Source organism: Oerskovia turbata (genome assembly GCF_000718325.1).
Lineage (GTDB): Bacteria > Actinomycetota > Actinomycetes > Actinomycetales > Cellulomonadaceae > Oerskovia > Oerskovia turbata.
Window position 1 is genome coordinate 154,235 of the sequence record NZ_JOFV01000008.1, and the last position, 22,281, is coordinate 176,515.

General features: G+C 72.3%; 20 protein-coding genes. 11 read left to right on the plus strand and 9 right to left on the minus strand.

Annotated features, from left to right (window positions below; genetic code table 11):
• The first annotated feature begins 41 nt into the window (after positions 1-41).
• The 3 genes from ku (at position 42) to IE95_RS0110625 (ending at position 2,181) form a co-directional block, all read left to right on the plus strand.
• Positions 42-1,034, plus strand: coding sequence for a non-homologous end joining protein Ku (gene ku / locus IE95_RS0110615; protein ID WP_030151604.1), 993 nt, complete (start codon positions 42-44; stop codon positions 1,032-1,034).
• 27 nt (positions 1,035-1,061) lie between these two features.
• On the plus strand, positions 1,062-1,568 hold the full coding sequence (locus IE95_RS0110620; protein WP_051702990.1) for a heme-degrading domain-containing protein: 507 nt from the start codon (positions 1,062-1,064) through the stop codon (positions 1,566-1,568).
• Positions 1,569-1,701: 133 nt separating this feature from the next.
• Positions 1,702-2,181, plus strand: coding sequence for a VOC family protein (locus IE95_RS0110625; protein ID WP_030151606.1), 480 nt, complete (start codon positions 1,702-1,704; stop codon positions 2,179-2,181).
• Positions 2,182-2,265: 84 nt separating this feature from the next.
• On the opposite strand, the gene IE95_RS18900 is transcribed toward IE95_RS0110625, so the two are convergent.
• From IE95_RS18900 to IE95_RS0110665, 8 genes are all read right to left on the minus strand, one after another.
• Positions 2,266-4,800: a sialidase family protein gene (locus IE95_RS18900; RefSeq protein WP_084690111.1), complete on the minus strand. Its 2,535-nt coding sequence runs from the start codon at positions 4,798-4,800 to the stop codon at positions 2,266-2,268.
• 278 nt (positions 4,801-5,078) lie between these two features.
• Positions 5,079-5,816 carry an N-acetylmannosamine-6-phosphate 2-epimerase gene (locus IE95_RS0110635; RefSeq protein WP_084690113.1) on the minus strand — a complete coding sequence of 246 codons (738 nt, stop codon included), beginning with the start codon at positions 5,814-5,816 and terminating at the stop codon, positions 5,079-5,081.
• A complete protein-coding gene (locus IE95_RS0110640) occupies positions 5,813-6,817 on the minus strand; it encodes an ROK family protein (protein ID WP_030151609.1) in 1,005 nt (334 codons plus the stop codon). Before IE95_RS0110640 ends, IE95_RS0110635 begins: the two co-directional genes overlap by 4 nt.
• Positions 6,814-7,737 carry a dihydrodipicolinate synthase family protein gene (locus tag IE95_RS0110645; protein WP_051702992.1) on the minus strand — a complete coding sequence of 308 codons (924 nt, stop codon included), beginning with the start codon at positions 7,735-7,737 and terminating at the stop codon, positions 6,814-6,816. Before IE95_RS0110645 ends, IE95_RS0110640 begins: the two co-directional genes overlap by 4 nt.
• Positions 7,738-7,809: 72 nt before the next feature.
• Complete coding sequence (locus tag IE95_RS0110650; RefSeq protein WP_030151611.1) at positions 7,810-8,604, minus strand: ATP-binding cassette domain-containing protein; 795 nt, start codon at positions 8,602-8,604, stop codon at positions 7,810-7,812.
• Positions 8,601-10,721 carry a dipeptide/oligopeptide/nickel ABC transporter permease/ATP-binding protein gene (locus IE95_RS0110655; RefSeq protein WP_051702993.1) on the minus strand — a complete coding sequence of 707 codons (2,121 nt, stop codon included), beginning with the start codon at positions 10,719-10,721 and terminating at the stop codon, positions 8,601-8,603. The genes IE95_RS0110650 and IE95_RS0110655 overlap by 4 nt, the downstream gene beginning before the upstream one ends.
• A gap of 1 nt (position 10,722) precedes the next feature.
• Entirely contained in the window at positions 10,723-11,676 is a 954-nt protein-coding gene (locus IE95_RS0110660; RefSeq protein ID WP_030151613.1) for an ABC transporter permease, read from the minus strand.
• 70 nt (positions 11,677-11,746) lie between these two features.
• Entirely contained in the window at positions 11,747-13,372 is a 1,626-nt protein-coding gene (locus IE95_RS0110665; RefSeq protein ID WP_030151614.1) for an ABC transporter substrate-binding protein, read from the minus strand.
• Between the two features lie 94 nt (positions 13,373-13,466).
• On the opposite strand from IE95_RS0110665, the gene IE95_RS0110670 reads away from it, so the two are divergent.
• Together IE95_RS0110670 and IE95_RS0110675 are read left to right on the plus strand one after the other, a co-directional pair.
• Positions 13,467-14,297, plus strand: a complete 831-nt coding sequence (locus tag IE95_RS0110670; protein ID WP_084690116.1) for a FadR/GntR family transcriptional regulator — start codon at positions 13,467-13,469, stop codon at positions 14,295-14,297.
• A complete protein-coding gene (locus IE95_RS0110675) occupies positions 14,294-14,926 on the plus strand; it encodes an SGNH/GDSL hydrolase family protein (protein ID WP_084690117.1) in 633 nt (210 codons plus the stop codon). Before IE95_RS0110670 ends, IE95_RS0110675 begins: the two co-directional genes overlap by 4 nt.
• A 347-nt stretch (positions 14,927-15,273) precedes the next feature.
• Here IE95_RS0110675 and IE95_RS0110680 read toward each other — a convergent pair whose 3' ends face one another.
• Positions 15,274-15,843, minus strand: a complete 570-nt coding sequence (locus tag IE95_RS0110680; RefSeq protein ID WP_030151617.1) for a TetR/AcrR family transcriptional regulator — start codon at positions 15,841-15,843, stop codon at positions 15,274-15,276.
• Positions 15,844-15,947: 104 nt separating this feature from the next.
• Here IE95_RS0110680 and IE95_RS0110685 point away from each other — a divergent pair, with 104 nt between their 5' ends.
• From IE95_RS0110685 to IE95_RS0110710, 6 genes are all read left to right on the plus strand, one after another.
• Positions 15,948-17,522, plus strand: coding sequence for an MFS transporter (locus tag IE95_RS0110685; RefSeq protein WP_420819380.1), 1,575 nt, complete (start codon positions 15,948-15,950; stop codon positions 17,520-17,522).
• Positions 17,523-17,822: 300 nt separating this feature from the next.
• Positions 17,823-18,539 (plus strand): YceI family protein, encoded by a 717-nt coding sequence (locus tag IE95_RS0110690; protein WP_030151619.1) that lies wholly within the window; start codon positions 17,823-17,825, stop codon positions 18,537-18,539.
• A gap of 113 nt (positions 18,540-18,652) precedes the next feature.
• A complete protein-coding gene (locus IE95_RS0110695; RefSeq protein ID WP_030151620.1) occupies positions 18,653-19,621 on the plus strand; it encodes a metal ABC transporter substrate-binding protein in 969 nt (322 codons plus the stop codon).
• 110 nt (positions 19,622-19,731) lie between these two features.
• Positions 19,732-20,514 carry a metal ABC transporter ATP-binding protein gene (locus IE95_RS0110700; protein WP_030151621.1) on the plus strand — a complete coding sequence of 261 codons (783 nt, stop codon included), beginning with the start codon at positions 19,732-19,734 and terminating at the stop codon, positions 20,512-20,514.
• The gene (locus IE95_RS0110705; RefSeq protein WP_036571807.1) at positions 20,511-21,413 is read left to right on the plus strand and encodes a metal ABC transporter permease; all 903 of its coding nucleotides are present in this window, start codon (positions 20,511-20,513) and stop codon (positions 21,411-21,413) included. The genes IE95_RS0110700 and IE95_RS0110705 overlap by 4 nt, the downstream gene beginning before the upstream one ends.
• Before the next feature lie 96 nt (positions 21,414-21,509).
• On the plus strand, positions 21,510-22,229 hold the full coding sequence (locus IE95_RS0110710; protein WP_051702994.1) for a metal-dependent transcriptional regulator: 720 nt from the start codon (positions 21,510-21,512) through the stop codon (positions 22,227-22,229).
• Positions 22,230-22,281: the final 52 nt, after the last annotated feature.

Consider the following 22,281-nt stretch of genomic DNA (forward strand, 5'->3'; position numbering starts at 1 on the left):
GACGACTCGCCAGCCCCCGGCCCCGGGAGCACCATGGAGACATGAGGGCCATCTGGAAGGGTGCCATCACGTTCGGTCTCGTCAACGTGCCGATCAAGGTGTACTCGGCGACCGAGGACCACGACGTGCCGCTGCACCAGGTGCACGACAAGGACGGCGGCCGGATCCGCTACCAGCGACGGTGCGAGGTCTGCGGCGAGGTCGTGGCGTACGAGCACATCGACAAGGCGTACGACGACGGCGAGCGCACGGTCGTGCTCACGGCCGAGGACCTGGGGTCGCTGCCCGCCGAGCGCAGCCGCGAGGTCGAGGTCGTCGAGTTCGTGCCCACCGAGCAGATCGACCCCATGCTCCTGGACCGCAGCTACTACCTCGAGCCCGACTCGTCGTCGAACAAGGCCTACGTGCTGCTGCGCCGCACGCTCGAGGAGACCGACCGGACCGCGATCGTGAAGTTCGCGCTGCGCCAGCGCACGCGGCTCGCGGCGCTGCGCGTGCGCGACGACGTGCTCGTCCTGCAGACGCTGCTGTGGGCCGACGAGGTGCGCGAGGCCGCGTTCCCGACGCTCGACGAGCCCGCGAAGGTCAGTACCAAGGAGCTCGCGATGTCGTCGCAGCTCGTCGAGTCCTTCGCGGCAGACTTCGCGCCCGAGGAGTACCAGGACGACTACCAGGTCCAGCTCCGCCAGCTCATCGAGGCCAAGATCGAAGCAGGGGACACGTTCAGCACCGAAGAGACGTTCGGCGAGCAGGAGGAGAAGGGCGGCGAGGGTGCCGAGGTCATCGACCTCATGGAGGCCCTGCGCCGCAGCGTCGAGAGCTCGCGCGGCAAGAAGCCGGGTGACGCCACGGGTGAGAAGCCCGCGAAGGAGGAGGCGTCGTCGGGCGGCACGAAGAAGGGCGCCGCAGCCGTGAAGGAGAGCAAGGGCACGACGGCGCCGCGCGCCTCGAGCGGCAAGGGCGCCTCGACCAAGTCGGCGGCCACGACGAAGGAACCCGCGAAGAAGACGACGCGCAAGAAGGCCTCGGCATGAGCGTCCGCGTCGTGCCAGGCTGACGCCATGACCCACGACCAGCCCGAGAACCCCGACACGGCCCGCACCGCCCGCTTCATCGCGGAGGCCGAGCAGCACGAACGCGACCTCGTGCTCACGCGCTTCACGCACGACGACGCGTGGCGGCTCGGCTGCCTGCTCGTCGAGCTCGCGGCCGAGCGGTCGCTGCCCATCACGATCGACGTGCGCCGCGGACCGCAGCAGGTCTTCCACGCCGCGACCGAGGGCACCACACCCGACAACGACACGTGGGTCCAGCGCAAGGTGCGCGTCGTCGAGAGGTTCGGGGCGTCGTCGTACCTCATGGGCCTGCGTGCCAAGGCCCGGGGCACGACGTTCACGGCGCAGCACGAGCTCTCGCTCCAGGAGTACGCGGCCCACGGCGGGGCGTTCCCGCTGCGGGTCGAGGGCGTCGGGGTGATCGGCGTCGTGACCGTGTCCGGCCTGGCGCAGCGCGACGACCACCTGCTCGTGGTCGAGGCGCTGGGGACGTTCCTGCGGACGGCTGCCTGAGCCGCCCGGCGGGTCGCCACCCGACCCGGGGATCCATCGAGCCCGTGGGGAGCCGACCGATGAGTTCACCGGCCCCGGCCGGTCGGACCAGGAAAGCGTGACGCACGGCGCGCCGCGCGGGAGGAGGAGAGCGATGCGACCGATCGTCCCGAGCCTGTGGTTCAACGGAGGACTCGAGGAAGCCGTGGCCTACTACACGTCGGTGTTTCCCGACAGCACCGTCGGCGACTCCCTGAGGATGCCCGACGGCACCCTCGTCACCCTCGACTTCACGCTCCAGGGCCAGCCCTTCAACCTCATCAACGGCGGCCCCGACCACCTGTTCCCGTTCAGCGAGGCCGTCTCGTTCATCGTGCGCTGCGAGGACGAGGCCGAGGTCGACCACTACTGGGATGCCCTGCTCTCGGGCGGCGGCACCGAGTCGCGGTGCGGCTGGCTCAAGGACCGCTACGGGCTGTCGTGGCAGGTCGTGCCCGTCGAGTTCGAGGAGCTCGCGCAGTCCGACGACCAGGAGGCCGTGGCGCGCATGATGGGCGCCATGATGCAGATGATCAAGCTCGACATGCCCGCGCTGCGGGCCGCGTTCGAGGGAAAGCAGCCCGCGGACGCCTGAGGCCGCCGGGGGGAGAAGGTGCTCGGCCCCCGTCCCCGCCGGCACGGGGACGAGGGCCGAGGTCTGTGGTGCGTCAGCCGCCGATCAGCACGACGTGGCGTCGTAGGGTGCGACGAGGGTCGTCGTCGCGCCCCCGGTGGTTACGTCGAACGAGACCTGCCCGGCCCCCACGGAGGCGGATCGGGTCGCGAACCGCTGCGACGCGCTGCGCCCGGGGGCGAGCCCCGTGAACGCCTTGGTGCCCGCGGTCGAGCGGATCGTGATGTCGAGCGCCTCGTCCCCGGTGTTGACCGCGCGGCCCGTGAGCTGGACCTTGCCCGCGACGCACTGCGCACTCGCGGTCACCTCGACGGGGACGACGGGCTGCGCGGGCAGCTCGTAGGGCGCGACGTCGACCCGTCCGGTCACGGCGAGGTCGCCGTTGGACGCGGACACCACGACTGTGCGGCCCGCGAGCGAGCCCGCCGCGACGTCGGCCGCGGTGAGCGTCCGGCGCACCGTGCCGCACGAGGCCTCGGCACCCGCCGCGAGCTCGGGCAGCGTGCACTGGTCCTCGGCGCCCACGTCCGTGAGCCGCACGTTCCCGGTGTTGGCGACCGTGACCTGGTTGACCACGACGTCGCCCGCGTTCACGGTCCCGTCCGCGTCGGTGTCCTCGACCGTGGGCTCGCCCGCCGTGACGGCGAGCGAGGGGCGGCGGTCGACCAGGTCGACGGGCTCGCCCGTGACCGCGACCGACGAGGCCTGGTCCGCGTTCATGAACCAGCGGGTCTCGGGCACGAAGAATCCGTCGGCGAGGTCGCCCGCCGTCACGACGCGGTACGCGAGGGAGCACAGGTACGTGCCGCCCGCAGGCAGGCTGCTCCAGTTGCAGCCCGGCGACAGGTTCGTCAGGTTGCCCGTCGCGGTCGAGCGGTAGGCCGTGGTGCCGGTGTTGTAGACGCGGAACGAGTAGGGCACGCGCTCGCCCACGGCGTACGGCTGGGCCGCGACGTCACGGTCGGTCGTGTACTTGCCGAACACCGCGAGCGAGGTCACGGGCCCTGCGGGGCCGCCGGTCACGGTCACGTACCCGTAGGCGCGCGCCTGCGTGCCGTCGGCCGCGGTCAGGACGGTCTGGACCCGGACGGGGTTGGCGGCCGTGGTCGCCGCGGCCGTCGCGGACGCAGTGAGCGCGACCTGCACCGTGGCGGTCTGTCCGACCGCGAGCGCCGGCACGTCGACCGTGGTCGCGCTCCAGCCGATGGGGGCGTCGATCGTCAGGCGCGAGGCCGCGAGCGGTGCCTGGTTCTGGTTGGTGACCTGGACCGGCACCTGGACGGTGGCGCCCGTCGCGACGGTCGTGTCCGGCACGACGGTCGACGCGCACGTCGCGTTGAGCCACTCCTGGTCGAAGCTCGCGAACGAGATCGCGTTCATGCCCTGTGTCTCGTACAGGAGCCCGAAGCGCCCGTCGCCGATCGGCGAGAGCGTCGAGTAGGCGCCCGAGCCGGGGTTGACGACCCGGAATCCGGGCCAGGTCGCGCCGTCGTCGCACGAGAGGCGCACGGTCACGTTCTCGCGGCCCGTGGTGCTGTTGGAGTTGCTGAACAGCAGCATCTTGGCCTCGGCCGAGCCCTCGGGAGCGTCGGGGTACAGGCGCGAGATCGAGCCGTTGTTGGTCGGGTCGGGGAGCTGGCGGTCGAGCGTCACGGGTCCGTAGGTGTGCCCACCGTCGGTCGAGTACGCGACCTTGCGGTACTTGCTGCCCGCGGAGTCGCGCGAGTTCATCATGACGCGACCGTCGGAGAGCTCGACCGACTTGTTCTCGTCCATGCCCGTGCCGAACGCCTCGCCGTGCGCCCACGTGGCGCCGTGGTCGTCGGAGTAGACGCTGTAGGCCTTGTACGTCCCGCCCGTGCGGGCCGTGAACTGCTGGACGAGTCGTCCGGCGTGCTCGCCGTAGCGCAGCTGGATGCCCTCGCCCGAGGCCGCGAAGATGCCGGCCCACGACGGGTCCTTGGCGCCCTCGGTGATGACGCGGCCCTCCCAGGTCTCGCCTCCGTCCTCGGAGACGCTGACCGCGGCGTGCAGGATCTGCCGGTTGGTCGGGTCGACGCCCGTGGCCGACCCGCCGAAGCCCTGGTCGAACGACTTCACGTGGAAGTTGAAGATCGTGCCCGTCTCGCGGTCCACGACGTACGACGGGTCGGAGAACCCGTACTTGTCGGGGGACGAGTTCGTCCCGTACCCCGCGGCGACGACCGTCGCGGGCTCCCAGGTCACGCCGTTGTCCCGGCTGACCTGCTGGAGGATCGAGTTGGGCTGCGGGGCGTCGCCCGCGTGGAACGGACGTCCGTCGTACGACGCGAGGATCGTCCCGTCGTTCGTCGTCGTGAGGGCGGGGATGCGGTAGTTCGCGTAGCCGCCCGTGCCGCCGACCGCGAGGGTCTGCTCGGAGAACGTTCCCGGCCCGTCGGTCGCGGCGGGCGGGAACGGGTCGAACGCCTGGGCGCTCGCGGCCGGGGCCACGAGGAGCAGGGTCAGTCCGGCGGCGAGCGCGGCGCGGGACCCGCGGCGGGTGCACGCGGGCTGCGCTGGTGGCGCTGCGCTGGGTGGGGTGGAGGGGTGCAGTGGCATCAGATACTCCTGGCATCGTCGGGTCAGAGCTCTTGCTGTCGTGCTGCACGGTGCGGTCCTGCGGGGGCCGTGCTCGTCCCGGGCGCGGGACGGGCACGGCGTGGACCTCCGCCTCGGCACCGAGTCGGGTGCGGGGGTCCGGTCTGCGGGGCTCCTGGTGCGAGGTGCCCGACGGCGGAGCGGGCGTCGGGCGGGCGGGTGCGGGACCGTCGTGGTCGCCGCGGTGTGTGTGGGGGCCGGGCCGTCCGCGGCGGTGCGGACGGCCCGGGGCAGGCGGGTCAGGCTGTGAGGGCGTCGACGAACCAGCCGGTGATGCTCGTGGGGTGGGTGATCGCGGTCCCGACGACCACTGCCCACGCCCCGGCATCGAGCGCGGCGCGGGCCTGGGCGGGGGAGTGGACGCGCCCTTCGGCGATCACGGGCAGGTCGACGTGCTCGACGAGCTGGGCGAGCAGCTCGAGGTCCGGCCCGTCGGTGCGGGGACGTTCGCCCGTGTACCCGGACAGCGTCGTCCCGACGACGTCGACCCCTGCGTCGAGGGCTGCGAGCGCGTCGTCGAGGCTCCCGCAGTCCGCCATGACCAGCGCCGACGTGTGCTCGCGCAGTCCGGCGACGGTCTCGGTGAGGCTCAGGCCGTCGGGGCGTGGTCGCCGCGTCCCGTCGATCGCGACGATCGTCGCCCCGGCGTGGGCGATCGCCACCGCGTGCCGCAGCGTGGGTGTGATGAAGACGCCCTCGGTCCCGTCCTTCCAGAGCCCCGTGACGGGCACCGTGATCCCGAGCTCGGCGAACGCGTGCGTGACGTGCTCGACGTCCGCGACGCCCTGGACGCGGATGCCCACCGCGCCACCACGGACCGCGGCGAGCGCGACCTGGGTCATGGTCCGGGGGTCCCGCATGGCCTCGCCGGGGTAGGCCTGGCACGAGACGACGAGGCCGCCGCGCAGCGCGACGAGCGGGTCGGGGGGCACCGGTCCCGCGCTGGGCGCGGGGGCGGTCGGCGGACGGTCGGTCACGGGATCCTCCGGGAGGTGAGGGGGGACGCTTGTCGGAACGCGAGCCGGGCCGCCCCCAGGACGGCCGCGTCGCCGCCGAGGGTCGCGGTCACGACGGGCAGGCCGTCGAGGGCGGGCATGAGCTCGGACGCGACCGCGGCGGACAGCGTGTCCCACCACAGGCTCCCGGCTCCTGCGAGCCCGCCGCTGATCACGACGACCTCGGGGTCGAGCATGTTCGCGACGCCTCCCACGGTCCGGCCCAGGGCCGTGGCTGCGAGCACTACGGCCTGGTGGGCCACCGGGTCGACGTCGGTGAGCTGGCACACGACCCGAGCGGTCTCGACCGTGGGGTCGCCGCCGAGCCGCAGGTACAGGGCGTGCAGCGCGGGCCCCGACGCGATCGCCTCGAGATGACCCGAGCGCGAGCACGTGCACAGCAGGCCCGCTGCCTCGGCCGCGGGCAGGTGGCCCAGGTGCCCGGCCACGTGGCGCGCGCCGTGCTGCGGCGTGCCGTCGAGCAGGAGCGTCGCCCCGACCCCGGTGCCGGCCGCGACGACGAGCGCGGTCCGCGTCCCTGCGCACGCCCCCAGCCAGTGCTCTCCGAGCGCGTGCGCGTGCACGTCGTTGTCGGTGTGCACGGGCAGGCCCGCCGCGGGTCCGCCCGCGGTCGCGAGGCGGGCGGCGGTCCCGCCCGCGAGGTCGGCCCCCGCCCACCCCGTCAGGGCGTCGGTCGCCGCCACGACGCGGCCGCGGCCCGAGTCGATGACCCCGGCCGAGCCGATGCCCACCCCGACCAGGACGTCGGGCGAGCCGGGGGCCCCGGGGGCGTCGGCGCCGTCGGGCAGGAGGAGCGTGACCAGGCGCGCGACCGCGTCGAGGATCGCGTCCGCCCCCGCCCGGGCCGGGGTGGGGACCCCGGCCCGGGCGAGGACCGTGCCGTCGTCGCGGACGAGACCTGCGGCGATCTTGGTACCGCCCAGGTCGATCCCGACGGCGGTGCGGTGGGTCGGGAGGCTCACAGCAGCCCGGCCTCCGCGAGGATCGCCTTGATCTGGTCCACGACCTCGCCCTCCAGGGCGGGGGCCGGGGTCGTCATGACGTTGGACCCGATCACGCCGAGGAGCTGGAGCGACGTCTTGAACGCACCCAGGCCGCTCGCACCGCCGCTGTAGCCGCGGGGCTGGAAGACGATCTCGAACAGGGACGCGAGGCGGTCCTGCTCGTCGCGGGCCGTGGCCCAGTCGCCGGCCTGCGCCGCGTCCCACAGGCGGACGTAGCCCGCCGGGTCGACGTTGCCCAGGCCCGGCACGACGCCGTCGGCGCCGAGCAGGAGCATGCCGTCGACGACGACCTCGTGCCCCGTGAACAGGCGCAGCGGGCTGCCCGCCGCGCGGTTCGCCGCGACCAGGCGGCGGAAGCCCACGTCGTCACCGCTCGAGTCCTTGACCCCCGCGATGACGCCCTCCTCGCCGAGGCGGATCAGCATGCCCAGGTCGAGCTTCGAGTGCACGCACACGGGCACGTCGTAGGCGAACAGCGGCAGGTCGCTCGCTGCGGCGACGCCCCGGAAGTGACGCTCGATTTCGTCGTCGTTCGTGCGGATGTACAGGGGAGCCGTCGCGACGACCGCGTCGACCCCTGCGGCCTCGGCGCGGCGGACCTGGTCCGCGACGCGGTGCGTCGAGATGTCGATGACCCCCGCCATGACGGGCACACGGCCCGCCGTGATCTCGACCGCGGCCTCCATGACCTGGGAGCGGCGGGCGTCGTCGAGGTACGCGACCTCACCCGAGGAGCCGAGCACGAACAGACCGTGCACGCCCGCGTCGAGCTGGGTCGTGATGAGTCGCTCGAACGACGCACGGTCGAGCTCGCCGTCGGCCGTGAGCGGGGTGACGACGGGAGGGATGACACCGGAGAAGGTGGTCGTGGTGGGCACAGCGGACTCCAAGGATGGTGCGGTGGTGCCGGGCGGAAGAGCTCCGCCCGGCACCGGGGGATGGGGGGACCGTCAGAGCAGGGTCGGCGCGGCGCCGAGCAGGGTCCGGGTGTAGTCGTTCGTCGGGCGGTCGAAGACCTCCTCGGCCGTGCCCTCCTCGACGACCTTCCCGAAGTACATGACCGCGATGCGGTCCGAGACGTACCGGACGGTCTGGATGTCGTGCGAGATGAACACGAGCCCGAGGTTCAGGCGCGCCTTGAGGTCCGTCAGGAGGTTGAGGACCTGGGCGCGCACCGAGACGTCGAGCGCCGACGTGGGCTCGTCCGCGACGATCACGTCCGGGTCGAGCGCCAGGGCACGGGCGATCGCCACGCGCTGACGCTGACCGCCCGAGACCTGGCTCGGCAGCACGTCGAGAGCCGACTGCGGCAGGCCCACGAGGTCGAGGAGCTCGCTCACGCGACGCTCACGGTCCCGGGGCGAGCCGACCTGGTGCACGTCGAGCGGGTCGCGCAGGATGTCGCGCACCAGCATGCGGCCGTTGAGGGCCGTCGACGGGTCCTGGAACACGATCGAGATCGCACGCCCGAACTCCTTGCGGGTACGGGCGTTGCGCTTGAGCACGCTCCGGCCGTTGAACACGACGTCGCCGCTCGTGGGGGCCTGGAGGCCCACCATGACCTTGGCGAGCGTCGACTTGCCGCAGCCCGACTCGCCCACGATCCCGATGGTCTCGCCACGGCGCACGGCCATGTCGACCCCGGCGACCGCGTGCACGCGGTCCGGACGGAAGAGCTTGCCCGTGCGGGCCTTGTGCACCACGTGCACGTCCTTGAGCTCCAGGACAGGAGCGTCGTCGCTCATCGGGCACCTTCCTGGACCAGGAGACCGTTGCCGGTCGACTCCGTGTGGCTGGCGTAGCGGTGGTCGGTCCCCGGCAGCGTGCGCAGCGGGGGACGGGGCACGAACGCGTCCTGCGGCCGGGAGGACCGGGGTGCGAAGCGGTCGCCCGTCGCGAAGTCGCGCGGCGAGGGGACCGTGCCGGGGATCTGGTGCAGGCGCTCCGCGCCCGACTCGATCGACAGCACCGCCCCGAGGAGCCCGCGCGTGTACTCGTGCTGCGGGTTCATGAGCAGGCTCGGCACGGGGGCCGACTCGACGACCTGGCCCGCGTACATGACCGTCACGCGGTGCGCGAGCGACGCGACGAGCGCCAGGTCGTGGCTCACGAAGACCATCGCGAACCCGAGCTCCTCGCGCAGCTCGTCGAGCAGGTCCACGACCTGCTTCTGGACCGTGACGTCGAGAGCCGTGGTCGGCTCGTCGGCGACGACCAGTCGCGGGTCGCGCGTGAGCGCCATGGCGATGAGCACGCGCTGCCGCTGCCCGCCCGAGAGCTCGTGCGGGTAGCTCTTGAGCGTGCGCTGGGCATCGAGGCCCACGAGCTCGAGGAGCTCGACCGCGGTGCGCGTCCCGCCCCGCTTGACGAGCTGGGCCATCTGCGAGCGGATCAGCATGGACGGGTTGAGCGAGCTCAGCGCGTCCTGGTAGACCATGGCCATCTCGTGGCCGCGCAGCGCGTTGCGGCGGGCCGGGGTCGCCGTGAGCAGGTCCACGCCGTCGAGCAGGATCTCTCCCGTGACCTGCGCCGACGCGGGCAGCAGGCCCATGACCGCGAGGCTCGTGAGCGACTTGCCGCAGCCCGACTCGCCGACCAGCGCCATGGTCTCGCCGGGACGCACCGCGAAGCTGATGTCGTCCACGACGGCCACGTCGCCGTGCCGCTCGGGGAAGCGGATCGAGAGGTTCTTGACCTCGAGCAGGGGAGCGGCGTCGCCCGTGTAGACGAGGCGGTCGGTGCGGCGACGCTCGGCCACCCGCAGGCGCTCGAGCTGGACCGCGAGGGCCTCGCGCTGGGCGGCGGCCGCCGCGACCGCGAGCTCCGGGTCGGGGACGACCGAGGTGTCCGCGACGAGCTCGTCGAGCACGCGCGGCTCGCGCAGGTCGGCGCCGCCCGTGTACTCGAGGGGGGCGTCGGCGTCGTGCTCGGTGAGCGGGTCCGTGACGTGCGCGGCGTCCTCGGCAGCGGCCGACGTGGCCGCGGCCGCACTGAGCCCGGCGGCCGGCTTGCGGGCCGCGGGGCGGACCATCGCGTCCGTGAGGCCCTCGGACAGGACGTTGAGCGAGAGGACCGTCAGGAGGATCGCCATGCCGGGGAAGAAGGTCGCCCACCAGCCGCCGTTGAGGAGCAGGTTGCGGCCGTAGGCGATGACGTTGCCCCACGAGGGCTCGGGGTCCTGGACGCCCGCGCCGATGAACGACAGGCTCGCCTCGAACACGATCGCGTCGGCGACCAGGACGGTCGCGAACACCATGATCGGGGCGAGGCAGTTGCGGGCCACGTGCTTCATCAGGATCAGCGACGTCCGCGCCCCGATGACCTTCTCGGCCGACACGTAGTCCTCGCCGAACTGGCTGAGCACGTTGGCGCGGACGATGCGGGCGATCTGCGGCGTGTAGAGGAACGCGATCGTGAAGATGAGGACGGGCAGGGACTTGCCCCACACGGCCACGAAGACCACGGCCAGGGCGATGCCCGGGAAGGCCATGATGATGTCGAGGATCCGCATGAGGGTCTCGCTCACGGCCTTGTGGGCCGTCGCGGCGATCGAGCCGAGGATCGCCCCCGCGACCAGGGCGACCGCGGTGGCTCCCAGGCCGATCACGAGCGAGTAGCGGGCCCCGTAGACGATGCGGGAGAAGATGTCGCGGCCCGTGCGGTCCGTGCCGAACCAGTGCTCGCCCGACGGCGGCTGGGCCGGGGTGCCGGACTGCAGCGGGTCGTAGGCCGCGACGAGCGGGGCGAAGATCGCCAGGAGCGCGACCAGGAGCACGAAACCGAGGGCGATCTTGGAGCCCAGGGGGAGGGCCGCGAGGCGCAGCCCCGGGCGGGACAGTCGTTCTGTCAGCTTCCGACGCATGTCACACCGTCCGGATTCGAGGGTTGACGACGAGGTAGAGGAGGTCGACCAGGATGTTGACGACCACGAAGGTCAGGGCGACGGTCAGCGTCACTCCCTGCACCAGGGCGGTGTCGCTCGCTGTCACGCCGTTGAGGATGAGCTTGCCCATGCCGGGCAGGTCGAAGATGACCTCGATGATGACCGCGCCGCCCATGAGATAGCCGACGCGCAGGCCGAGCACCGTGATGGGGGTGATGAGCGCGTTGCGCAGGACGTTGCGCCCGACGACGACGCCGCGGGGCAGGCCCGAGCCGATCGCGGTGCGCACGTAGTCGCGGTCGAGCTCCTCGACCATCGCGGTGCGGACCACACGGGTCAGCGACGCGGCGACCGGGATGGCGAGAGAGAGGGCCGGCAGGAACATCGAGGCGAGGAACATCCCGAAGTCGTCCGAGGGGTTCGTGTACCCGCCCGACGGGAACCAGTCCAGGCGCAGCGAGAACTGCTGGATGAGGAGGATCGCGAGCCAGAACGACGGCGTCGCGACGCCCGCGATCGACAGGACGCGGATGGCCTGGTCGGGCCAGCGGTCGCGGTAGAGGGCAGCGGTCACGCCGAGCACGAGCGAGAGCACGACGGCGATCGCCAGGCCCATGAACGTGAGCTGGAGCGTGAGCGGGAACGCGTTGGCGATGAGCTCGTTCACGGGCTGGGAGGGCGGGACGGTCATGCCCATGTCGCCGCGCACGAGGCCGGCCAGGAAGTTGCCGTACTGCACGAGCATCGGGTCGTTGAGCCCGTTCGCCGCGCGGTAGGCCTCCTTGGCCGCGTCCGTGGCGGACTCGCCGAGAGCGTTGGTCGCCTGGTCGCTGGGCGCGAACTGCATGACGACGAAGACGAGCAGGGTGATGCCCAGGATCATGACGGGCAGGGCGACCAGGCGTCGTCCGGTCAGTCGTAGGAGCGCGGTCACGCGGTACTCCTCGGGGTCGGGGTGGGTGGCGGCGGCGCAGGGCGCCGCCGCCACCCGGAACACGGGGACGTCAGGCGGTGCGGGAGACGTCCAGGAAGGACAGGCCCGTGACGGGCAGGGGCTTGAACCCGTCGAGCGCCGAGTCCTCCCACGCGCTGGGGAGCTTGCGGTGCAGCAGCGGGTACAGCGGGACCTCGTCGGAGAGGATGTCGAACACCTCGCCCCAGGTCTTCTTCTGCTTGGCCGCGTCCTGCTCGGCGGCGCCCTGGTCGAGCAGGCGCGTGACCTCCGCGAACTCGGGCGTGCTCGCCCAGCGGTAGCGCTTGACCGGCCAGACCGAGCCCGAGTACCACCAGCGCAGCAGCAGGTCGGGGTCGTTGCCGAAGACCGACGGGTCGCCGGGGGCCACCATGACCTCGAGCCCGCCGTCGTCGACCTTCTTGTACTGTCCGCCGGACTGGCCGATGTCCAGCGTCGTGGAGATCCCGACCGCGTCGAGGTCCTCCTTGATGAGCGGGGCGACGTCCTTGACCCAGCTCGTGTCGGTCGTCAGGAGCGTGATCGCCATGCTGCCCACGCCCGCGTCGGCGAGGAGCTTCTTGGCCTTGGCCGGGTCGTGCGAGTAGACCGTCGAGGCCTTGACGTACGACGGGTGCTCCTTGTGCAGGAAGCTGGTCGCCGCGGTCGCGTTGCCGAGCAGGCCCGTGCTGATGATCTTGTCCATGTCGAGCGCGTGGAAGAACGCCTGGCGCACGCGCTTGTCGGTGAACGGCGCCTTGGAGCAGTCGAACATCATGAACAGCAGGCCGAACGACTGGACGGACTCGACGGTCACGGCGTTCGCGAGCCGGTCGGCGTCGAGGTAGGGCACGTCCTCGATAGCCTGGACGCGGCCCGACTCGACCGCGGTCACGCGGGCGGCGGCGTCGGAGAGCAGGTTCCAGGTCATGGCCTTGGCCAGGGCCGGGCGGGAGCCGTTGTAGGCGTCGAAGCGCTCGAACGTGATCTTGTCGTCGACGGTCGCGCTCGTGAGCTTGTACGGGCCCGAGCCCACGGGCAGCGAGTCGTAGGCCTTGGGGTCGGCCTCGACGATCGCCTGCGGGACGATCTTGACGACCGAGACGCGGTCGACGAACAGCCCGAACGGGTAGTTGAGCGTGAACGTGACGGTCTTGTCGTCCTTGGCGGCGACGGACGCGAGGAACGGCAGGAACTGCGAGTAGAGCGAGGCGTTCGCCGGGTCGAGGACGCGGTTGAAGCTGAACACGACGTCGTCGGTCGTGACGGGGGAGCCGTCGTGGAACGTCGCGCCGTCGCGCAGCGTGACCTCCCAGGTGGTCTCGTCGATCTTCTTGGGCAGCTCCTTGCCGAGCGCGGCGTAGGGCGTGCGGGCTGCGGGGTCGAGCTCGACGAGGCCTTCGAGGACGTGCCAGTTGGCGGCCATCGTCACGGCGCCGGACGTCGTCATGGGGTCGAACCCGGTCGACAGGGCGTAGGAGATGCCCGCCTCGATCGTGCCGTCGAGGTTGGGCTTGGCCCCGCCGCCGGCGGGGGTGGTCTGCGGGTCTGCCGAGGTGGACGCGGGTCCGCCGCAGGCGGCGATCGTGCCTGCGATCACCGCTCCTGCGCCGATCACGCCGGCGAGCTTGAGGAAGCTCCGGCGAGAGGTGTCGGTCGCGTTCGTGCTAGTCGCCATCGAGGTAGCCATGAACTCTCCAGATATAGGACGTCTGATGTCTGACGCTGGTAGGGTTGAACCGTAGAGGCAATTTCTGAGGAGGTCAAGGCGCATGACAGCTACCGAGCCCGGGGGACATCAGGGCTTCGGAGGTCAGGGGGTGCGTCCCCCGACGACTACCGAACAGATCAAGGAGTACATCCTGCGGGCCCATCTGCGGCCCGGAGACCTGCTGCCGACCGAGGCCGAGCTCTGCTCGCTCCTCGGGGTCAGCAGGTCGAACGTCCGCGAGGCGATCAGGACGCTCGCGGCCCTCGACATCGTCGAGGTGCGGCACGGCTACGGCACCTACGTGGGCCAGCTCTCGCTCAAGCCGCTGGTCGAGGGGCTCGTGTTCCGCGGGGTGCTGATCCCGGGCGACGACTTCTCGGCGCTGCGCGAGGTGGTCGAGGTGCGTCAGGCGCTCGACCTGTCGATGGCCGAGCAGATCGTCACCGAGATGGCGGGGACGTCGAACCCCGACCTGGAGAACCTCGTCGCCGCGATGGAGCGCAAGGCGCAGAAGGGCGAGGACTTCTTCGAGGAGGACCGCGAGTTCCACTCTCATCTCCTCGCGCACCTCGACAACTTCCTCGTCGCGCAGCTCGGCACCGCGTTCTGGGACGTGCACCAGGTGGTCTCTCCCAAGCTGGGCCTGCCGGCTCCCGAGCAGATCGACCTCACCGCGAAGGCGCACGGGGCGATGCTGCGTGCGGCCGAGGCGGGCGACGCCGAGGCGTACCGCGCCGCGGTCGTCGCGCACTATGCCCCGCTCCAGGACGCGCTGCGTCACGTGGCCGCCACGGTCGAGGCCGAGCACGCTGCTGCCCCCGTCGTGGCGGGGTCGCGGCCCGGCGTGCGACCGATCGCGGCCGTCTCGACGGTCGAGGCGGGCACGGCGTGAGCCGCGCGTCGCTGGCCCCGGGGTCGCGGGCCGTCCTGATCGGTGACTCGATCACGGACGCCGGTCGGCTCGCGGAGGGGGAGTTCGGACTCGGGCACGGCTATGCGGCCCGGGTCGCGGGCGTGTGCGGGCGCCACGGCGTCGAGGTGCTCAACCGTGGTGTGAGCGGCCACCGGGTCGTGGACCTGCGGGCCCGGTGGGACGCGGACGTCCTCGCGCTCGAGCCCGATCTCGTGTCGATCAAGATCGGGATCAACGACACGTGGCGCCGGTACGACGCCGGGGACGCCACGAGCGCCGAGGCGTTCGAGGCCGGGTACCGCGACCTGCTCGACCGCACGCGGGCCGGCGCACCGCAGGCGTCGATCGTCCTGGTCGAGCCCTTCCTGGTGCCGGTCCGCGCGGAGCAGTGGGGGTGGCGCGAGGACCTCGACCCCAAGATCCAGGTCGTGCGGCGGCTCGCGGCGGAGTACGGGCTGCCGCTCGTGGCGACCGACGGGCCGTTCGCGCAGGCCGTCGCGACGAGCGGGCTGGGCCCGCAGGCCTGGGCGTACGACGGCGTGCACCCCACCCCGGCGGGTCACGACCTGCTCGCGGAGGCGTGGACCGGCGTGGTGCGTCTGGGGTGACGAGCGGTCGTCGCCCGGTCTGGCGAAGGCGCGGCCGAGGGGGGACACTGGTCGGTGGGTGTCCCTGGGGCACCCCCTGACCGTCGTCGTCCTGGATGCCCCCACGCTACGGACCGTGGGACCGGGACGAGGTACGGGATCCCCCCGCACTGCTCGCAGCGCGGGGGGACCGCATGAGGTGTGCGGGAGGAAGAGGGGCGTCGGTTGCCACTGGGGGCGGCCGACGCCTCCCGCACGTCCGGGGTCCTTCGGTGTGGTCGGTCGCGGCCCGGTCCCGCGCGGTGCCCGACGGCGTCGCGCCGGTTCGCGGACCCGGGCGGCGGTCGAGCGGTCGCTGCCTGCGGGAGTCAGCGCGAGGAGCGCACGGCGATCATCTCGTCGATCAGGGCCAGGAGCTCGTCGATCGAGCCTGGCTGGTCTTGGCTCGTGGTCGAGGGGGCTTCGCCGCTCGCGAAGTGCTCGCTGGCCTGGGCGTAGAGCCCGTCGCCGTTGAGCATGATCGCCCGGGTGAGGACGGGGTCGCCGACGACCTCGAGCACGGCGCCGGTCCAGGCGTCGTGGGCGTCGTCGAGTGCGGCGCGGGCCTGCGGGTGGCTGCCCTGGGCGAGTCGTGAGACGGCGACGTAGACGAGCTCGAAGGCGCTGTCGGAGTCGGCGGACGTCCTGATGAAGTAGTCGACCGGGCCGGCGGGCCACGAGCGCATGGCCTCGACGTCCGCGGCGGTCAGCTCGCGCAGGAGGTCCATGAGCCCTTCGGCGAGCGCGACCTTGGAGCCGAAGTGGTAGAGCAGGCCGCCCTTGGAGACGCCGGCCTCCGCGGCGACGGCGTCGAGCGTGGCCGCGCGTTCCCCGTGCGTGACGAGAAGGGTGGCGAATGCCTCGAGGACCTTGGCGCGAGCGGCAGGGGGCGGCGGCATCTTGAAAGTGTACCGTCCGGTCGGTTACTGTACCGTCTGGACGGTTGGCAGTCCGGCGCCACAGCGCCGCCCCGACCGTCCTCGTACGTGAAAGGACTGCTCCCGTGACTCTCGTCCAGGACCACCGGACGCCCCGGGACCCGAACGGCCCCCAGGGTGCTCCGACGCCCCCCGCGACCTCCGGTACGCCGCTGACCCGCAACCGCCGGTGGGTCGCGCTCGCCGTGCTCATGCTCCCCGTGCTGCTCGTCTCGATCGACAACACGGTCCTCACCTTCGCGCTGCCGCAGATCTCCGAGGCGCTGCGCCCCACGGGCACCCAGCTGCTGTGGATGATCGACATCTACCCGCTCGTGCTCGCCGGGCTGCTCGTCTCGATGGGCTCGTTCGCCGACCGCGTCGGGCGGCGCAGGCTGCTGCTGGTCGGAGCCGTCGGCTTCGCCGCGATCTCGGTCGTCGCGGCGTACGCGCCCAGCGCCGAGGCGCTCGTCGCGTCGCGCGCGGGGCTCGGCTTCTTCGGCGCCATGATCATGCCGCCGACGCTCTCGCTGCTGCGCAACATCTTCACCGACCGCGAGGAGCGCCGGCTCGCGATCGCGATCTGGGCCGCGGGCTTCGCGGCCGGCAACGCGATCGGCCCGATCGCGGGCGGCTTCCTGCTCGAGCACGCGTGGTGGGGCTCGGTCTTCCTGCTCGCGGTCCCGGTGCTGGCGCTCCTCCTGGTTCTCGCGCCGATCTTCGTGCCCGAGTCGAAGGACGCGAACCCCGGTCGGGTCGACGTCCTGTCGATCGTGCTCTCGATGGCGACCATGGCGCCGATCGTGCTCGGCATCAAGACCCTTGCCAAGTCCGGGCCCGGTGCGCTCGCCGTGGGTGCGCTCGTCCTCGGGATCGTCGCCGGGTGGGTGTTCGTGCGTCGCCAGCTCGGGCGACCCGACCCCATGATCGACGTCCGACTGTTCCGCCGGGGAGAGTTCTCGGGCGCGGTCGTGATCAACCTCCTGTCCGTCTTCTCGCTCGTGGGCTTCCTGTTCTTCGTGTCGCAGGACGTCCAGCTCGTGATCGGGCTGAGCCCCATGAAGGCCGGCTACGCGCTGCTTCCGGGGCTGGCCGCGATGATCGTCGCAGGGCTGCTCGTCGTGCGGGTCGTGCGCCGGGTCCGCCCGTCGTACGTGGTCGCCGTCGCGCTGCTGTTCGCCGCGGCGGGCTACGCGATCGTGGCCCTGAGTGCGGGGGCGAGCACGCTCACGGTGCTCGTGGTCGCGTTCGTGGTCCTCGCGATCGGGATCGGCGCGGCCGAGACCGTGTCGAACGACCTGATCGTCTCGGCCGTCCCGGCCGACAAGGCCGGGGCCGCCTCGGCGATCTCGGAGACCGCGTACGAGGTCGGCGCGGTGCTGGGCACGGCAGTCCTCGGCAGCATCCTCACGGCGTCCTACCACCGCAACGTCGTCGTGCCCGACGGTGTACCGGTCGCGGACGCGACGGCGGCCGCCGAGACCCTCGGCGGTGCGACGCAGGTCGCGGAGACCCTGCCGGTCGATCAGGCCCAGGCTCTGCTCGCCTCGGCGCACGAAGCCTTCGGCAGCGGCGTGGGGACGACGTCGTGGATCGGGTTCGGCCTCATGCTCGTGGCGGCCACGATCGCGCTCGTGGCGCTGCGCTCCGCGCGGGCATGACAATCACCCGGATGCCGGCGAGCGTGCCCGCTGGCATCCGGGTGGCGGATCGGGAAGGGTGGGAGGTGATGGATCGCCCCTGCACGACCCCGCCCCGCCGGGTCCGCCACGCACCGGTCGGACGCGTGCTCGTGCGGGCCCTCGAGGGCCTCGTCGCCCGTGGGGCCTCACCCGCGTGCGCTGGTGGCGGCCTCCTGGTACGAGGGGAGAGGTGAGGGACACGTGAGCGATCCCGCCGGACCGGGTGAATCGGACGGACGCGGTCCGGACGGTCCCGAGCGGCACGGCAGAATACGGGGCATGAGCACAGGTGCCCGGTGGATCCTCGTCGCGGTCGTCGCGGCGCTGGTGATCGTGCTCGCCGGGCCGTACGTCGTGACCCGTATCTCTGCGGGCAACCCGCCTCCTCCGCTGGGCCTGCAGACGCCGGGGGAGAGTGCCCCGCCGTCCGAGTCCCCTTCCCCGGGACCCTTCGACCCGGACGGCACGTGGGTCGTGAGTCCCGGCTCGCAGGCCGGGTACCGGGTCGACGAGGTCCTCAGCGGCGAGAAGGGCACGGTCGTGGGCCGCACCGAGGCGGTCGGCGGCTCGCTCGTGGTCACCGACGGTGAGCTCGTCCGGGCCGACGTCACGGTGGACACCGCCTCGATCGCGAGCGACAGCGTGGTGCGCGACGACGCGTTCCGGCGCCTGCTGGAGACCGACGTGTTCCCGAACGCGGTGTTCATCCTCTCCGAACCGGTCGATCTCACGGGGGTCGAGAACCGGGACGAGCCGCTGACGGTCAAGGCCCGGGGGACCCTCACGATCCGGGACGTGACCGAACCCGTGACCGTGACGCTCGAGGCCCGGCGCTCGGGCGACGGGGTCCAGGTGAGCGGTGCGATCCCGGTCACGTTCGCCGACTACGGCGTGCACGTGCCGGAGCTGCCGTTCGTGACGCTCGACCCGACCGGAACCGTCGAGATGCTGCTCCAGCTCGAACGCGGCGCGCCCGTGCAGACCCCCGCACCCTGAACGACTCCTCCAGGCATCGCCCGCCCGGGCGGCCCTGCGTGTCCGCAGCGGAGGTGGGCTCGAGCGTCCTCCCGGCACTCGACGTGGAGCCTTGTTCCTGGTTAAAGTTCGGTATGCCGAACTTTCGACTTCGCACAGGGGTGAAACCTCTTCTCGGAGGACTCGCCGCACTGCTCCTCGCCGCCGGGTGCACGGTCGCCCCCGCCCAGGGCGAGCCCGCGCCCGGGGAGAGGCTCGTCGCCGGGACGAGCGACGCCGTCGGGCCGCTGCAGGTCCTGACCACCTTCACCGTCCTGGCAGACATGGCCCGCGAGGTCGGCCAGGACCACGTCGAGGTCGCGTCCCTGACCAAGGTCGGCGCCGAGATCCACGGGTACGAACCCACGCCCGCGGACCTGCGTCGCGCCGCCAGCGCGGACCTGGTCCTCGACAACGGCCTCGGCCTCGAGAAGTGGTTCGAGCCCTTCGTCGCACGGCTCGACGCCCCGCACGTCACGGTCTCCGAGGGAGTCGACGTGATCGAGATCGGCTCCGGGGCGTACGACGGGCGCCCCAACCCGCACGCCTGGATGTCACCCGTCAACGGCGCGATCTACGCGCGCAACATCGGCGAGGCCTTCGCGGCGGCAGACCCCGCGAACGCAGCCGACTACCGCGCGAACGCCGCCCGCTACGCCGAGCGCATCGAGGCCGTGGGCCGCGAGCTCACGGCCGAGGTCGACCAGGTCCCGGACGGTGCCCGCGCGCTCGTCACGTGCGAGGGGGCCTTCTCCTACCTGGCGCGCGACGTCGGGCTCGACGAGCAGTTCCTGTGGCCCGTCAACGCCGACCAGCAGGGCACGCCGCAGCAGGTCGCGCGCGTCATCGACTACGTCCGGCAGAACGACGTGCGCGCCGTGTTCTGCGAGACGACGGTCTCGGCCGCGGCCCAGCGGCAGGTCGCGGCCGAGACGGGCGCGACGTACGCGGGCACGCTCTACGTCGACTCGCTGTCCCTGCCCGACGGCGCCGTCCCCACCTACCTCGACCTGCTCGCCCACGACGCGCGCGTCATCGGCACGGGCCTGCGGGGCGGGGAATGACGAGCGTCCGCCGCGCGCCGGCGAGGGAGGCCACCGCCCGACCCGGTGCTCGACCCACCACCCGACCTGGTGCTCGACCCACCACCCGACCCGATACCCCGGAGCCGCACATGGACCCCACACCAGCCCTCGACGTCCGCGGTCTCACCGTCCGCTACCGCGAGGTCCTCGCGCTCGAGGACGTGGGACTGTCGCTCGCGCCGGGCGCCGTGACCGGCCTGATCGGGGCGAACGGGTCGGGCAAGTCGACGCTGTTCCGTTCCGTCATGGGCATGACGCGCGGCAACGGCGTGACCCAGGCCGGGGACGTGCGGATCTACGGCACGGACGCGGACGCGGCGCGCAAGGACGGGCTCGTCGGCTACGTACCCCAGTCGGAGGACGTCGACTGGTCGTTCCCGGTCGACGTGCGCGACGTCGTGACCATGGGCCGCTACGGGGGGCTCGGCCCGGCGCGCCGGGCGCGGGCCGAGGACCGCCGGGCCGTGGCCGACGCCCTGGAGCGGGTGGGGCTCGCGGACCTCGCGCACCGTCAGATCGGCCGGCTGTCCGGCGGGCAGCGCAAGCGGGTCTTCGTCGCCCGGGCGATCGCCCAGGGTGCGCGGCTGCTGCTGCTCGACGAGCCGTTCGCCGGGGTCGACAAGGTCTCGGAGGCGCAGATCACCGCGGTCCTGCGGAGCCTGGCGTCGGCCGGCTGCGCCGTCCTGGTCTCGACGCACGACCTGTCCTCCCTGCCGGACCTCGTCGACGACGCGATCCTGCTCCAACGCCGCGTGATCATGACCGGGCCGCCCGACGTGGTGCTGCGCCCCGAGAACCTGGCCCGCACGTTCGGGATCGACCCGCTCGCGGCGAGCCGGGGCCCCGCGACGACCGAAGGAGCCGTCCGATGAACCCGCTCGACCTGCTCGCCGCCGCGGGGACGTGGCTCGCCGCGCCCCTCGAGTACGAGTTCGTGCAGCGCGCGCTGCTCGTCGCGGTCGTCGCGAGCATCGTGTGCGCGCTCCTGAGCTGCTGGCTCATCATGATCGGCTGGTCGCTGCTCGGGGACGCGGTCTCCCACGCCGTGCTGCCGGGCGTGGTGCTGTCCTACATCGTCGGGGTGCCGTTCGCGGTGGGTGCGCTCGTGTTCGGGATCGGGGCGGTCGCGCTGATCGGCACGGTCCGGGACACGAGCAGGCTCAAGGAGGACGCGGCGATCGGCGTCGTCTTCACGACGCTGTTCGCGATCGGGATCGTGCTGGTCTCGGTCACACCGAGCCAGATCGACCTGGGCCACATCCTGTTCGGCAACATGCTCGGCATCACGGACACCGACCTGTGGCAGGTCGTGGTGCTCGGTGCGCTGACGACCGTGGTGCTCGTGCTCAAGCGCCGGGACCTGACGCTGTTCGCGTTCGACCCCGTGCACGCGCACGCGGTCGGCATCTCGCCCCGGCGCCTGTCCGCGCTGCTGCTGGGTTCGCTCGCGCTGACCGTGGTGGTCGCGCTCCAGGCGGTCGGGGTCGTCCTCGTCGTGGCGCTGGTCATCACGCCGGGGGCCACGGCCTACCTCCTGGTGGACCGCATGTCCCGCATGCTCGTGGTCGCGCCGCTCGTCGCGGTCGGGTGCGCGGTCGTGGGGATCTACGCGAGCTACTACCTGGACACCGCGAGCGCCGCGACGATCGTGGTCGCGCAGGGTGTGGTGTTCGCGGTCGCGTACGTGGTGCACCTGGCGCGCCGCCCGCGCGTGGTGCAGGCCGCACGCCCGACGGCGGAGCGCCGGCCGGCGGAGACGGTCGCCGGGTGAGGGGGCCGGGTCTGCGGGGCGGCGGGACGGTCCTCGGGGGTGCGCAAGGCGTCCGGTCCGCGGTCCGCCCGGTACCGGGGAGGGCCGTGAAATAGAGTGAGCGCCGTGGACCATCCCCTCGACCTGACCTCCGTCGCCCAGGACTACCTCAAGGTGGTGTGGTCGGCGCAGGAGTGGTCCGACGAGCCCGTGACCACCAAGCTCCTCGCGGATCGCCTCGGCGTCGGGGCCTCGACGGTCTCGGAGACCGTGCGGCGCCTGTCCTCGCAGGGTCTGCTGGTGCACGCGCGCTACGGCGCGATCGAGCTCACGGACCTGGGGCGTTCGCACGCGGTCGCCATGGTGCGACGGCACCGCATCCTCGAGACGTACCTGGTCTCGGAGCTGGGGTACTCGTGGGACGAGGTGCACGACGAGGCCGAGGTCCTGGAGCACGCGGTGTCGGACCTCATGCTCGACCGCATCGACGCGTTGCTCGGCCACCCGACGCGAGACCCGCACGGTGACCCGATCCCGACGGCCTCGGGCCACGTCCCGCGACCGGCGGCGGTCCGGCTCTCGGAGCTCGACGCGGGGGCGTGCGCGGTCGTCGCGCGGATCTCCGACGCGGACCCGGACGTGCTGCGGTACCTCGCGGAGCTCGGTCTGGGGCTCGATGCCGAGGTCTGCGTGCAGGAGCGGCGCGAGTACGCGGGCACCATGGCCATCACGTGGGGGAGCGACGAGAGCCCGGTGCACCTGGGGCTGCCGGCGGCGTCTCGCGTGTGGGTCGTGCCACGGGCCCTCGCCGCGGCCGGCGCTCCCGGTCTAGACTGACGTTCTTCCCACGACCTGCTGCCGACGGCGCCAGCGAACGTCTCGAATCGAT

What these genes read in the sequence shown, in the direction of transcription:
- ku (WP_030151604.1), top strand. Translation starts at nt 42, where the DNA reads ATGAGGGCCATCTGGAAGGGTGCCATCACGTTCGGTCTCGTCAACGTG.
- IE95_RS0110680 (WP_030151617.1), bottom strand. Translation starts at nt 15,843, where the DNA reads ATGCCGCCGCCCCCTGCCGCTCGCGCCAAGGTCCTCGAGGCATTCGCC.
- IE95_RS0110625 (WP_030151606.1), top strand. Translation starts at nt 1,702, where the DNA reads ATGCGACCGATCGTCCCGAGCCTGTGGTTCAACGGAGGACTCGAGGAA.
- IE95_RS0110670 (WP_084690116.1), top strand. Translation starts at nt 13,467, where the DNA reads ATGACAGCTACCGAGCCCGGGGGACATCAGGGCTTCGGAGGTCAGGGG.
- IE95_RS0110655 (WP_051702993.1), bottom strand. Translation starts at nt 10,721, where the DNA reads ATGCGTCGGAAGCTGACAGAACGACTGTCCCGCCCGGGGCTGCGCCTC.
- IE95_RS0110700 (WP_030151621.1), top strand. Translation starts at nt 19,732, where the DNA reads ATGGACCCCACACCAGCCCTCGACGTCCGCGGTCTCACCGTCCGCTAC.
- IE95_RS0110650 (WP_030151611.1), bottom strand. Translation starts at nt 8,604, where the DNA reads ATGAGCGACGACGCTCCTGTCCTGGAGCTCAAGGACGTGCACGTGGTG.
- IE95_RS0110705 (WP_036571807.1), top strand. Translation starts at nt 20,511, where the DNA reads ATGAACCCGCTCGACCTGCTCGCCGCCGCGGGGACGTGGCTCGCCGCG.
- IE95_RS0110690 (WP_030151619.1), top strand. Translation starts at nt 17,823, where the DNA reads ATGAGCACAGGTGCCCGGTGGATCCTCGTCGCGGTCGTCGCGGCGCTG.
- IE95_RS18900 (WP_084690111.1), bottom strand. Translation starts at nt 4,800, where the DNA reads ATGCCACTGCACCCCTCCACCCCACCCAGCGCAGCGCCACCAGCGCAG.
- IE95_RS0110620 (WP_051702990.1), top strand. Translation starts at nt 1,062, where the DNA reads ATGACCCACGACCAGCCCGAGAACCCCGACACGGCCCGCACCGCCCGC.
- IE95_RS0110695 (WP_030151620.1), top strand. Translation starts at nt 18,653, where the DNA reads ATGCCGAACTTTCGACTTCGCACAGGGGTGAAACCTCTTCTCGGAGGA.
- IE95_RS0110665 (WP_030151614.1), bottom strand. Translation starts at nt 13,372, where the DNA reads ATGGCGACTAGCACGAACGCGACCGACACCTCTCGCCGGAGCTTCCTC.